Raw genomic sequence first — 12,192 nt, 5'->3', positions numbered from 1 at the left:
CGCGATCGTCGCGTCTCAGAATGTCCTTGAAAAGGCTGGCATTGGGTTTATCCCGAGCGGATAAGGCCAAGCACAAGTTTGAGAAAGGACGATTCATGAGCGACGATCCAGTCCGTGACAGCAACGGCACCCTGCTCAACGACGGCGATTCCGTGACCGTGATCAAGGATTTGAAGGTCAAGGGGACCTCCGAAACCATCAAGCGCGGTACGCTGGTGAAGGGCATTCGCCTGACGGGGAAGCCCGGTGAGGTCGAATGCAATACCAAGCAGGTCAAGGGACTTGTGCTGAAGACCGAGTTTCTCAAGAAGGCCTGAGGACCGCTGAAAAGGCCGCCGTCGAGACGATGCCAGGTCCGCTTCACGGCAAGGCAGAGACCATGCGCGCCATGTGCGTGAGCGCGCTTTCCTCGCGATGGAGAACCGGCTAGTGGAATGAATTCACCAGCCAAAGCCAGCTCTTCTGGAGGCCATTCATGGCGCATGCTCTGCAATTCTATATCGACGGCGAATGGGTCGCGCCCAGCGGTCAGGCCACGCTCGATGTGATCGACCCCTCGACCGAGGAACCCTTCGCGACGATCGCGCTCGGCACGGAAGCGGACGTCGACAGGGCGGCCGCCGCCGCCCGCGCGGCCTTTCCCGCCTTCTCTCAGACCTCGCGCGAGGAGCGGCTTGCCCTGATGCGGCGCCTGCTCGAGGCCTACAAGGCGCGCTACGACGACGTGGCGAAAGTGCTGTCGCAGGAGATGGGCGCCCCGCTCGCCTTCGCCCACCGCTCGCAGGCGGCGATGGGAACCGCCCATCTCGCGAAGACGATCGAGGCGCTGGAGAACTTCGCCTTCGAGGAATTGCGCGGCACGACCCTGATCTCGCGCGAGCCCATCGGCGTCGTCGGCATGATCACGCCGTGGAACTGGCCGATCAACCAGATCATGTGCAAGGTGGCTCCGGCTTTGGCCGCGGGCTGCACCATGGTCCTGAAGCCGAGCGAGATCGCGCCGCTGAATGCCATCATCTTTGCCGAGGCGATGCACGACGCCGGCGTGCCGAAGGGCGTCTTCAACCTGGTGAATGGCGACGGGCCGACGGTGGGCGAGGCGATCGCGCGTCACCCGCAGGTCGATATGGTCTCCTTCACGGGCTCGACCCGCGCCGGCATCCTGGTTGCCAAGGCTGCGGCGGACACCGTGAAGCGCGTTCATCAGGAGCTCGGCGGCAAATCAGCCAATATCGTTCTGGACGATGCCGATCTCGATCGCGCCGTGAAGCTCGGCGTCGAGGATTGCATGAGCAATTCCGGCCAGTCCTGCAATGCGCCGACACGCCTCTTCGTGCCGGCCGCCATGCATGACCGGGCCGTGGCGGTGGCCAAGGCGACCGTCGAGCCGCTGAAAGTGGGGCCCGCCTCGGCGGAAGGCACGCGCCTCGGGCCGGTGGTCAGCGAGGTGCAGTACACCAAGATCCAGCGGCTCATCGAAACCGGGATCAAGGAAGGGGCCGATCTCGTCGCCGGCGGGCTCGGCCGGCCTGAAGGCTTGAATCGCGGCTACTACGTCAAGCCGACGGTCTTTGCCAATGTGACTGACGATATGACCATCGCGCGCGAGGAAATCTTCGGGCCGGTGATCGCGATCCTGCCCTATCAGACCGATGAGGAGGCCGTTGCACGCGCCAACGACACGCCCTATGGGCTTGCCGCCTATGTGCAGTCGGGCTCACTGGAGCGGGCACGCAAGATTGCCGCGCAGATGCGTGCGGGCAATGTCTATATCAACTATCCCGCCTGGGATGCAGGTGCGCCGTTTGGCGGCTACAAGCAGTCGGGTAACGGGCGTGAATATGCCGATTTCGGCATCCATGAGTTCCTGGAAATCAAGGGCACCGTCGGCTACGGCGCCGCCTGATACCGGTGATGCCGGTTGATCTCATGATCGAGGCCGGGCTTTTGCCCGGCCTTTTTCTTTGGGAGACATCCGGGCGGGGCAATCCGCTTTGAACTGAAGCGGGCGATACGGGGTGGGCCCGCGAACGGACCTGCGCATTGCCCGTCCGATACATCGAATCGCCCTACGGCGCGGCCCCTTCGCGCAGGATGGCCGAGACGGCAATCCGGGTGCGGTCGAGATGCGCCGCCAGGAAGTCGAGGCTGGCCGGGTCGCGCGCCAGAACCATCTCCATCAGGCTGCGATGTTCCGCCACGAGATCATGGCCGAGCTTCGCGCGGTCCATGCCCGACAGGCGCAGCGCCCGGTAACGCTCGGTCTGGTCGACCATCTGGTCGATGAGCCGCAACAGGCGCGGGGAGGGGGCGGCCTTGATAAGGCTGAAGTGAAAGGCACGGTGGCGTGCCTCCCATTCCATCACGGCGCTCGGTTGATCCGCGACATGGTAAGGTAGCGGCGCCTTTTCCATGCGATGGCAGGTGGCGATGATGTCCGCCTCCCAGTCGTCATCGCCGCATTGTAGGGCAAGCCCCAGCGCCTCCCGCTCCAGCGCGATGCGGATGCGATACACATCCTCCACGTCGCTGATGGATGGGCGCGGGACACGGACGCCCCGGTGGCTCGCCGCCTCCAGGAACTGTTCGCCGACCAGCCGCGCCAGCGCCTCGCGCAGCGGGCTGATGCCGCAGTCGTAACGGGCCAGCAGATCGCGCGTCAGCAAGGCCGATCCCGGCGGAAGCGCTCCGGACAGGAGGTCCGACTTGATGGATCGGTAGACGTTTTCGGCGACCGTTTGCGCCGAGGGCTGGGCAGAGAGTGTTTCACTCATAGCTTCTTCTACCAGAATCGGAATCGCCGCGCCAGATTCCATCATCAAAATAATTTTCCAAACTATTGACGATTGTGGAAATAATGTCATGATCGCTTCAATCCGATGCAGGGAGATCTCCGATGTGGGCATTGACGACGGCCGAGTTAGCGACAGGGCCTACGGCCTGTCTGGTGGTGGACGGCGCCCTCCATCCTCTCGTCGAACTTGCCGCTGCTCATGGCGTCGCGCTTCCGGACACGGTCGCGGCCGTCTTCGCCGATTGGGCGCGATGCGAGCCTGTTCTGGCAAAGCTCGCCGCCGATGTGGCCGATGGACGCCCGGCTTCCGAGGCCACCCTGCTTGCGCCGCTCCGCTATCCCGGGAAAATTCTCTGCGCCGGCGCGAACTACTATGACCATATGGCCGAGATGGGCTTTCCCGGTATCACCAAGGAAAGCCAGCGCCTGTTCTTCTTCATGAAGCCGCCGCGCAACGCCATCGTCGGGCCGGGCGCCACCGTCCTGATGCCGCGGGGAACGCAAGCCTTCGACTGGGAGGTCGAACTCGCGGCGGTCATCGGCCGGACGGCACGGCATGTGTCGGTCGATGAGGCGCTGTCGCATATCGCCGGCTATACGGTCGCGATCGATTTCTCGGCACGCGATTTCAACAAGGCCCCGGAGCAGTTCTACAAGCTCGACTGGGTGGCGGGGAAAGCCAACGACACCTGCTGCCCCATCGGCCCCTGGATCGTTCCGGCCGCCCATTTTCCGCATCCGCAGTCGGCAAGGCTGCGCCTTTCCGTCAACGGCGAACTCAAGCAGGACGGCAGTGCCGACCAGATGATCTTCTCGATTGCCGAGCAGGTGGCGCGCGCGTCCGAGATCATGACGCTCGATCCCGGCGATCTCTTGCTCACGGGCACGCCCGCTGGCGTCGGGGTTCCGAAACAGACTTTCCTCAAAGTCGGGGACCGGGTCGATGCCGAGATCGAGGGCATCGGCAAGCTCTCGGTCACGATCGCCGGGGAGGCTTGAGGTGGAGGCGCGGCCGGTCGCTTTCGTCACTGGCGGTGCGTCGGGTATAGGCCGGGCGACCGTATTGCGCCTTGTCGATGACGGGTTTCACGTGGCTGCGGCCGATCGCGACAGCGAGCGGCTGGACGATCTGGCTGCGAGCCGCGACCACATCACCGTCCATACGGTCGATGTGCGGGACCAGGCGTCGATCGCCCGGGCGATGGCGGACTATCCTGAGATCAGAGCACTCGTCTGCGTTGCCGGGATATACCAGCCGCGGGCGTTTGAAGACATCACCATGGACGACTTCCGCCTCATGCTGGATGTCAATCTGCTCGGCGTCTTCGCGGCGGCGCAGACGGTGCTGCGTCGCATGCCCGGAGGCGGTCGTATCGTCACGGTGTCTTCGCGCGCGGCCATCGGCGGCACGAACTTCGCTCATTATGTCGCGTCGAAGGCCGGTGTGATCGGCCTGACACGCGCAATGGCGATGGAACTGCGACCGCGCCGGATCGCGGTGAATTCGGTGGCGCCAGGCTTCACCGATACGCCGATGACACGCAGCATGCCGCCGGAGCAGTATACGCAGGCGCAGGCATTGGAGCCGAGCGGGATGGCGGCGGATCCGGACGACATCGCCGGAGCGATTGCCTTCCTCGCCAATCCCGCCACGCGTTTCATCACAGGGCAGACGTTGTTTGTCGATGGCGGGAAGTCACTGGGTGGTCTTGGTCCATAGGGTTACGTCGAGCAATCGGTATCTTCGCGGATCGTCGTCCGCGTCACGATAAGAATGAGGGGATACTCCATGTTCAAATTTCCGAAAGCTTTCGCTGTTGCTTGCGCGATCATGGCTGCAGGCACCGCTGGTGTGGCGCAGGCGGCCACGCAATTGCGCATGTCGACGGCTGCGCCCGATAATTCGCCGCTGACCGATGCCTTCCGCCAGATCAAGCAGAAGCTGGATGCGGCCTTTCCCGGCGCACTCGACATATCGGTGCATCCGGCGTCGAGCCTGTTCCGGCAAGGCACAGAATTGCCGGCGATGCAGCGCGGCAATCTGGAGATGGCGTCGCCCGTCACCTTCGAGATCGAGGCGCAGCTGCCGGAATACGGCGTGTTCAGCTCCGGTTATGTGTTCCGCGATCCCGAACATATGCTGAAGGTCTTCAACGGGCCGATCGGCGAAGAGTTCTACGCCAAGGTCGCCGACAAGATGGGGCTCGTCATTCTCGACACGGCCTATCTCGGCACCCGCCAGGTCGGCCTGCGGGATGTGAAAAACATCAAGACACCGAAAGACTTCGCCGGTGTGAAGCTGCGCATGCCGCCAGGCGCGGCCTTCCAGACCCTGGCGCGCGCCATGGGCGTGACGCCGCTCGCCATGCCGATCACGGAAGTCTATCTCGCGTTGCAGACCGGCTCCATCGATGGGCAGGACAATCCGGCCAATATGACGCGTGACTGGAAATTCAATGAAGTCACGAAAGAGATCGTTCTGACCCAGCATATCGTGCAGCCTGTCTTCATCGCCATCTCCAAGAGTGCCTATGACAAGCTGACGCCCGACCAGCAGAAGGCCTTGCGCGCCGCGGCGAAGGAAGCCACCGCGATCGAGGTGAAGAAGACGGTCGACGACGAGAAGGCCGCGATCGAAGGCTTCAAGAAGGCCGGCATCGTCGTGTCCGAGCCTGATCTCGCGCTGTTCCGGGCCAATGCCGCCAGGCTTTACAAGGAAGAAGGCTACGAAGCCAAGTGGCAGCCGGGCCTGAAGGACAAGATCGAAGCGATCAAGTGACATCGGTTTGACGTGTCGAGCATTGCATCATCAAGTAAAGCAGCAGGAGCGCGCGATGAAAGGGCGTATACTACGCGCTACGGAAAAGGTCCGCCGCGTCGCCGAGATCATCTCCGGACTGATGTTTGCGGGGATATTCGCGGTCTTCATCCTGGGGATCGCAATGCGCTATCTCTTTCATCGGCCATTGATGTGGACCGATGAGGTCACGATCCTGCTGTTGCTGTGGTGCACGTTTCTCACGGATGCCTTCGTCGTCCGGGCCAGCGACCATGTCGCCTTCGACGTCCTCTGGGACATGGTCTCTCCCCGGACGCGCCGGATCATCGGGATCATCGGACGGCTTGTCTTTGCCCTCATATTTGCAGCGGCCTTTCCGACGATCGTCGATTACGTGTTCTTTCTTTGGCGTGAGCGCACGGATGTGCTCGAAATACGGCTCGATATCGTTTTCTCATGCTTCATTATCTACATCGTCATGGTCGTGGTGCGTCTCATTGCGCAACTGGTCGAATTCTGCGGCCCCAACTGGCGCGAGCATGTCGGCGCGTCAGACCTCGCGGCCACCTCGAACGTGATCGGTTGAGACGATGAGCACCAGCCTGATCGTTTTATGCGTGGCCTTCGTGGCGGGCGCGCTCCTGCGCCTTCCCGTCGTCCTCACCATGTTCGGAAGCGGCATCGTCTATCTCTGGACGAGCCACCAGGACGTGGGGCTGCTGGTCGACCAGACCTTGAACAACATGATGGGCATGAACGCGATGCTCGCGGTGCCGATGTTCATCCTGGCGGCCAATGTGATGAATGCCGCGACCATTTCGGAGCGTCTGTGGTCGGCGGCCAATCTCGTGGTCGGGCGGCTGCGCGGTGGCCATGGACATGTCACCGTGCTGATGAATGTGGCGATGTCGTCGATGACCGGCAGCGCGGTGTCGGAAGCGTCCGGGCCGGGCATGGTGGCGATCAGCATGATGCGCCGCCAGGGCCACTACCCCGGCGGCCTTGCGGTGGCGGTGGCGTCGGGTGCCTCTCTGCTCGGCCCGATCATGCCGCCGTCCATCCCGCTCGTGCTCTATGCGGTCATTTCCGGCGCGTCCGTGGGGGCGCTGTTTCTCGCCGGCATCGTGCCGGCCTTCCTGATGGCACTGTCGCTCAGCATCCTGATCTCGATCATCGCGCATCGGCGGAACCTGCCACGCGCGGGGGAGGTGGCGCGCGGCGACCGGCTCAGGGTGATTGCCGGCGCCCTGGTGCCGCTGACGCTCCCCGTCGTGCTGCTCGGTGGCATCTGGAGCGGCATCTTCACGCCAACGGAGGCCGCCTCGGTCGCCGCCCTGTGGGCGATGCTGCTTGGAATCGTGGTCTACCGCAACTTGAACCCACGGTCGCTTCTTGCGGTTTTCCTTGAATCATCGCGGCAATCGGCCGTGGTGATGATGTTGATCATCAGTTCCTTCATTATCAACTACGCCATTACGAACGAAGGACTGGCCAGCAACATGGCGGCGTGGATCACCGCGATGGAACTGACGCCGCTGCAGTTCATGCTGCTGGTGAACGTGCTGTTCCTTATCCTCGGCACGGTGCTCGACGGTGCCGTGATGCTGATGGTGTTCGTGCCCGTTCTCTTGCCGTCCGTCCATGCGCTCGGCATCGATCCCGTGCATTTCGGCGTCGTTGCGATCATCAACTTCATGATTGCAGTCATTACGCCGCCGTACGGCTTGATCCTCTTCGTATTGTCGACGCTGACCAAAGTGCCGATGCGGGAGATCAACCGCGAGATCTGGATGTTCTGCGTGCCGCTGACGGTCGTCATGTTCATCCTCGTTCTTTTCCCACAGATTGTCCTTTTCCTCCCGCATCTATTCGGCTTTCAATAGAGATCCGTCTGGCAAGCGGACTGCCTCGCCAGAGCTTGCCTACTGCCGCCATCGATCGGAGCCATTCCATGATTGTACGATCTGCCGTGCTCGAGGGGCATGTCGCCCCGGAGCATCAAGACGCTTTCGACCGCGCCATGGGCGAGCAGGTGCTGGCGGCCATCCGCACCTATCCCGGACTGCGTGACGTCAAGCTGAGAAAAATCGCGGTGCCCGAGGCCGGTGCGCCGGATGTCTATATGATCTTCGATCTCTATTTCGATAGTCTTGCCGAGATGGACGCCGCGCTCGCCAGCGAGACGCGCCAGATCGTTCGCAAGACGATTGCTGAAAACATGTCTCTGTTTCAGGGGCGCGTCTATCATCTTGTCTTTGACGAGCGCACATAACAACGAGATCTGTCATGGCCGTTCTCATCACAGGAGGTGGTGTCGTCGGTCTCAGGACGGCCGCCCTCCTGGCTGCCCGCGGGGACCGGGTCATCGTGGCCGATGTCCGCGCTGTCGATCCGGGGGATCTTTCCCGGGATGACCTTGCGATCGTGACCTGCGACATCCTCGATCGCGACGCGCTCGAACGCCTTGTGCGGTCGCAGGGGATCACGGCGATCGTTCACACCGCAGCTCTGCTCTCCACGGCCATCCGCCGCGATCCCGTGCGTGGCGTGATGGTCAATACGGTGGGAACGACCAATGTCCTGGAGGTCGCGCGTGCCTGTGCGGTCAGACGCGTTGTCATCGCGAGTTCAACGACGGTCGGATACACGTGCTTCGGGACTCATGGGCCCGATCCCATCGAGGAAGACTTGGCGCTCCGCGTCGTTAGTCAAAGGCCGGCGAGTCTCTATGCAGCAACGAAGCTGGCTGCGGAGCATATCGCGCTTCTCTATGGTGATCTCTACGGCGTCGATGTGGCGATCCTGCGCTATGGTGCCGTCCTGAGCGCCAATGCGGATGTGGCGACCAGTGTGCCGGATCGATTGCTGTCGGTGCTGCTGTCGGCAGGCCGCGCCGGAAGCACCGCGCGCATCGAGGACCCGCTGCTTGTGTGGGCCGGCCGGGAAGAGTTCGTCGACGCCCGGGATTGCGCGCGTGCGAATGTGGCGGCGCTCGATGCCTCGCATTTGCATAGCCTAGTCTACAACATAGCAAACGGATTGTGGTATAGCTTCGACGATGTCTGCGATGTGGTGCGAAAAATCTATCCCGCGCTTTCTGTCGACTTGCGGGTCAACGTCACGTCCGGTTTCGCCGGCTTTCCGCATCAGCGGCCAGCCCCGTCTTCGATAACTGCGGCGCAGGCGGAGCTTGGCTTTGCCGCGGCCTATAGCCTGCAGGACTCGGTCGCCTATCTCGCGTCGCGCCCCTGAGGTCGATCCTTCAGGGGGCTATTGCGATCACACATCCTCGGATGTGATGAATCGGATGCGCGTGCCGTTGTCGCGAACAGGTGTCCGGGACGCCTGCGACGGCGCGGCGTGGGACACCGCATGGGATGTGGCATGGGACGTCGGCGGGCGCGGGGCAGGGGCCGCCGGGACAGCCGGCGCCCGGCTCACGACGTCTATTCTGGCCGCTCCGGTTTGGGGCCGGTCGGTGGTGCGCTCGGCACGATACGCCGCCACCATCTGCTCGGAACTGCGCATAGGGCGTGGGCTGTGGCCCGGTGCTGACGGTTCGGGCGCTTCCCGCACCACGCGCCGGGTCGCGGCCGCTGGCGGCTTGACGGGGTCGCTCGATACCGTCGGCAAGGGAGGGCTGGCCGGCAGCCGATCCGCCTCGGGATAAGAGACCGGTGCGGAGGAACGAAGCGCGGGCTGGACCGGCGTGCCGCCGGGCAATTGCGGGACCGCGCTGCGGGGCAGCTGGGCCAAAGCCTCGAGCTGAAGGGCCGGCGCTGCCCGTGTTGCCTGCTCGATGCGTGCCTCTTCCAGCGCGTTGCGCAAGGTCCGCTCGCGCTCTTCGCTCTTGTCGCGCTTCTTGCGCTCGTCCTTGAGAAGGCTCAAGGCATCGCGCAGCGACGCGACGACCTCCGCGGACGGCTCCGCGGTTGGATTGATCTTGAGGGAGGCGAGCGTCTTGTGCAACCGCTTCGCCTCGGCTTCGGCAGCCTTGGCGCGGGTTTCCGCAAGTTTCACCCGCTCGGCAAGTCCGCCGTGGAGCGCGGCCTGTTCGGTGAGCGCGCCGATCAGGCTGTCGACTTTCTGGCGAAGATAGACCTTTTCTTCGTCGGGGCCCTGCGAAAGAGGGTGATGGGTCTGCAGTTCGTCCCTGGAACGGTCGCCTGTCCTGGCGGGAAGGGCACGCGCGAGCGTCTGGAGAAGCGGCTGTTCCTCGCCCTGCTGACCCTTCTGCACGATGGCGTCGATGAGCGCGTCGAGCGTCTTGGCACCTTGCCACATCAGACGGGCCACGTCCGGGCGCTCGGCGGAGAGCGCCTCGGCGCGATCCCGCAGCAATTCGGCGATGTCCTGCAGGCCCGGCGGTGCTTTTGTCTGGTCGCTTGCCCCATGGCGCACAGGCGATACCGGCACCAGGCCCGGGCGAATGGCGGCTCGCATGAGGAGTGATGGCAACCACTGGCGGGCGAACAGGCAAAACTCCGTCGCCTCGTCGACAGAGGGAGGCGTATCGGCCGTCAGGCGCTTGCACCAGCGCTCCCAACCGTTGAAGCTTTCTGACATCATCTCGCTGTCTATGGACATGGTGCCGGTGTAGCGTGGTCGGTGCCAGACATCCAGCAGATATGCGAATCGTATGGAACACGAGCATAGCGTATCAATCGATGGGCAATGAACATAGACGTAAACCGTCTCTCAGAGTTGGTGGATGAATTGGGCAAGCTTCTGGCTAGCCTCGGCCCGGTCTAGCCCACGCTTCCTTATGAGGTCCCGGGCGGCCAGTCCCAAATATTCACGCTGCTCTCGATCCTGCAAAAGATCCACAGTTGCCCGCGCTAAGGCTTCGCTGTCAAAGAAGTTTACGAGCCGGGCGGTTTCTCCGTGGGTCATGAATTCGCTCACGGGTGGAGTGTCGGACGCGACGATGGCCTGCCCCTTGGCCATCGCTTCGAGAGCCGACCAGGAGAGCACGAAGGGATAGGTCAGATAAACATGGACCTGTGCCATTTGTGCGACAGCGACATAGTCGCGGAACGGGAGGTTGCCCAGGAAATGGAGCCGTGTGTGGTCTATTTCCCAGCCATTTTGCTGTAAAAGGACCTCTTTCCAGGTCTGGCCGTTCGCCGGGGCGGGGCCGTAGCCACCTTTCTCCGCGCCGATGACGAGAATATGGGCATCGGGAACAAGCGACTGTAGAATGGGCACTGCGCGCATGAGGATGTGAAAGCCGCGATGCGGCTCCAGATAGCGCGCGACGTAGGTGATGATCGGCGCCTGGCGTCGGATGCCCAGTTTCAGGCGCCACTGGGCCACGCTGGCCTCGTCGGCGACGAGGCCCGACACGTCGATCCCCTCATGCAGGACCGCGATCTTCGAATGCAGTTCGACCGGATAGGTGGATCGCTGCCAGAGGGTCGGCGAAATGCAGGCCACCGCATCGTCGACCGAGGCGAGCTCGAAGGCGTTGCGGACACGCAGTCGATGCAGGATATCGAGGGATTCGATCGGAAATTCCGGATCAAAGCCGATATCGGTGCCCGAGCGGTGATAGAAGAATTCGCAATAGCAGACGAGTTTGGCGCGCGGAAAGATATCCCTGAGGTAAAGGGCTTCGCCCCAGCCGCTATGGACGATCATCACGTCGGGCTCAAAGCCCGCGCGCTGCAAAAGCCGCGCCTGGGCTGCCACCGCGGACGCGCGGCGCAGCCGTCCGCTGGCGTCATCGATCGAGAGATCGTTGGATTGATGCACCATTGGCGCGCCGTAGCGCTGGTAGCGAATGCCGCTGCGGTGGAATTCCCGCGCGCCGATGCCCGCCACATCGGCGCCGTCCATGAGAAGCCGGTCGACGAGCCCGCCGAACTGGCCTGGGAAGTTCTGATGGACGAACAAAATCTTCAAGAGAGCGAACCCTTTTGGCCTTCGGTTCCGGCTGCCTTTGCGGCAGGGGCGGCTGGCGCCGCCGCCTTGTCTGCAGGGTCCTCGAAAACATGGTCGAGATAGGACGGAGCGTCCTTTTGCATGGCGATCGCCCAGAGGTCGAAACTGTTGCCATGTGCAACCACGACGCGCGGAAAGCCCGCATCGACCAGCAGATGGCCGAGACGATCCCGGCTGAAAGCCGTCTTGTGCGACATGAAATGATTGCCGGCGGCGACCGAGCGGCGGTGGCCGAACATCATGTCGAGTGCGGTGATCGGGCCGGCCGGGGATTGGTAGGCCACCGCGTCGAGCTTGCCCTCCACGACGAGCTGGGCGATCGCCTCGATATCGGGCATCGTCAGCAGTGCAAATCCGGTGGGACTGAGGACGCGCTTGAACTCCCGCAGCGCCACGGGCACGTCGTGATCGTAGAGATGCTCGAGGTTGTGGGAACTCCAGACCGCATCGGCGCTGCCGTCGGCGAAGGCCGAGAGATCACAGATGTCGGCCTCGACGTCCGGCTCCACGTTGGGGTCGATATCGACACGGATTTCCCGCCAGCCGGGGCGGCGGAAATGGGAATGCAGCTTGCGTGGATTGGGCATGCCGCACCCCACGTGCAGCACGGTTTTCATGCGGGGTGCCGCCGTATCCTCCAGGAGCATGACCTTATCGTCACTCATGGATGCCCCCA

Annotated in this window: 13 protein-coding genes; 9 read left to right on the top strand and 4 right to left on the bottom strand. The window is 63.1% G+C overall.

All coding sequences use genetic code 11. The features are described from left to right. Nucleotides 1–95 precede the first annotated feature (95 nt). Together C7450_RS30075 and C7450_RS30070 are read left to right on the top strand one after the other, a co-directional pair. Nucleotides 96–317 carry an alkylphosphonate utilization protein gene (locus tag C7450_RS30075; RefSeq protein WP_110378191.1) on the top strand — a complete coding sequence of 74 codons (222 nt, stop codon included), beginning with the start codon at nucleotides 96–98 and terminating at the stop codon, nucleotides 315–317. Nucleotides 318–475: 158 nt separating this feature from the next. Then, nucleotides 476–1,906 carry an aldehyde dehydrogenase family protein gene (locus tag C7450_RS30070; protein ID WP_110378190.1) on the top strand — a complete coding sequence of 477 codons (1,431 nt, stop codon included), beginning with the start codon at nucleotides 476–478 and terminating at the stop codon, nucleotides 1,904–1,906. 163 nt (nucleotides 1,907–2,069) lie between these two features. Here the strand turns inward: C7450_RS30070 and C7450_RS33745 are convergent, their stop codons facing one another. After that, on the bottom strand, nucleotides 2,070–2,774 hold the full coding sequence (locus tag C7450_RS33745; RefSeq protein ID WP_170147522.1) for a GntR family transcriptional regulator: 705 nt from the start codon (nucleotides 2,772–2,774) through the stop codon (nucleotides 2,070–2,072). A 122-nt stretch (nucleotides 2,775–2,896) separates the two neighbouring features. Between C7450_RS33745 and C7450_RS30055 the strand changes: the two genes are divergently transcribed. From C7450_RS30055 to C7450_RS30025, 7 genes are all read left to right on the top strand, one after another. After that, complete coding sequence (locus tag C7450_RS30055; protein WP_110378188.1) at nucleotides 2,897–3,793, top strand: fumarylacetoacetate hydrolase family protein; 897 nt, start codon at nucleotides 2,897–2,899, stop codon at nucleotides 3,791–3,793. Nucleotide 3,794: 1 nt separating this feature from the next. Continuing rightward, nucleotides 3,795–4,514, top strand: coding sequence for an SDR family NAD(P)-dependent oxidoreductase (locus C7450_RS30050; RefSeq protein ID WP_210206580.1), 720 nt, complete (start codon nucleotides 3,795–3,797; stop codon nucleotides 4,512–4,514). A gap of 69 nt (nucleotides 4,515–4,583) precedes the next feature. Continuing rightward, nucleotides 4,584–5,573, top strand: a complete 990-nt coding sequence (locus tag C7450_RS30045) for a DctP family TRAP transporter solute-binding subunit (RefSeq protein ID WP_170147521.1) — start codon at nucleotides 4,584–4,586, stop codon at nucleotides 5,571–5,573. A gap of 55 nt (nucleotides 5,574–5,628) precedes the next feature. Continuing rightward, nucleotides 5,629–6,159, top strand: a complete 531-nt coding sequence (locus C7450_RS30040; RefSeq protein ID WP_110378185.1) for a TRAP transporter small permease — start codon at nucleotides 5,629–5,631, stop codon at nucleotides 6,157–6,159. Between the two features lie 4 nt (nucleotides 6,160–6,163). Continuing rightward, nucleotides 6,164–7,456 carry a TRAP transporter large permease gene (locus C7450_RS30035; protein ID WP_110378184.1) on the top strand — a complete coding sequence of 431 codons (1,293 nt, stop codon included), beginning with the start codon at nucleotides 6,164–6,166 and terminating at the stop codon, nucleotides 7,454–7,456. 68 nt (nucleotides 7,457–7,524) lie between these two features. Then, a complete protein-coding gene (locus C7450_RS30030) occupies nucleotides 7,525–7,845 on the top strand; it encodes an EthD family reductase (RefSeq protein WP_110378183.1) in 321 nt (106 codons plus the stop codon). Nucleotides 7,846–7,859: 14 nt separating this feature from the next. Further along, entirely contained in the window at nucleotides 7,860–8,825 is a 966-nt protein-coding gene (locus C7450_RS30025) for an NAD-dependent epimerase/dehydratase family protein (protein ID WP_110378182.1), read from the top strand. Between the two features lie 27 nt (nucleotides 8,826–8,852). On the opposite strand, the gene C7450_RS30020 is transcribed toward C7450_RS30025, so the two are convergent. The 3 genes from C7450_RS30020 to C7450_RS30010 all read right to left on the bottom strand — a co-directional run bounded on the left by C7450_RS30020 (nucleotide 8,853) and on the right by C7450_RS30010 (nucleotide 12,181). After that, complete coding sequence (locus C7450_RS30020) at nucleotides 8,853–10,142, bottom strand: hypothetical protein (RefSeq protein WP_146227590.1); 1,290 nt, start codon at nucleotides 10,140–10,142, stop codon at nucleotides 8,853–8,855. 129 nt (nucleotides 10,143–10,271) lie between these two features. After that, nucleotides 10,272–11,477: a glycosyltransferase gene (locus tag C7450_RS30015; RefSeq protein WP_110378180.1), complete on the bottom strand. Its 1,206-nt coding sequence runs from the start codon at nucleotides 11,475–11,477 to the stop codon at nucleotides 10,272–10,274. Beyond that, on the bottom strand, nucleotides 11,474–12,181 hold the full coding sequence (locus C7450_RS30010) for a class I SAM-dependent methyltransferase (RefSeq protein ID WP_210206579.1): 708 nt from the start codon (nucleotides 12,179–12,181) through the stop codon (nucleotides 11,474–11,476). The genes C7450_RS30015 and C7450_RS30010 overlap by 4 nt, the downstream gene beginning before the upstream one ends. Between the last annotated feature and the right edge of the window lie 11 nt (nucleotides 12,182–12,192).

The organism is Chelatococcus asaccharovorans, from assembly GCF_003201475.1.
In the GTDB taxonomy this organism is placed as follows: domain Bacteria; phylum Pseudomonadota; class Alphaproteobacteria; order Rhizobiales; family Beijerinckiaceae; genus Chelatococcus; species Chelatococcus asaccharovorans.
The sequence above is the reverse complement of the archived record's forward strand: the minus strand, read 5'-3'. Positions and strand labels throughout refer to the sequence as shown.